General features: G+C 44.9%; 1 pseudogene. It reads left to right on the top strand.

Annotation, left to right across the window (positions count from 1 at the left end):
- Positions 1–245, top strand: a pseudogene (locus tag CAN34_RS13970) (NADP-dependent oxidoreductase); the annotation flags it as partial.

Below are 245 nucleotides of genomic sequence, written 5' to 3'. Positions count from 1 at the left end.
TGAGACTTGGGATTATACCGAGTCAGAAATACCGTCTATCACAGACGGTGAGTTACTGATAAAAATTGAGTATATCTCGATGGATCCAGCGATGCGTGGTTGGCTGAACGATGCCAAATCTTATATCGCACCGGTACAGATTGGTGAGGTGATGCGTGCTGGCACCGTGGGTAAAGTGATTGAAAGCAAACATGAGAAGTTTGTAGTTGGTGATTATGTTGCAGGTCACAATGGCGTACAGTCTT

This window comes from Psychrobacter sp. DAB_AL32B, assembly GCF_002224105.1.
GTDB lineage: Bacteria > Pseudomonadota > Gammaproteobacteria > Pseudomonadales > Moraxellaceae > Psychrobacter.
This window is presented reverse-complemented; position numbering and strand designations above follow the sequence as displayed.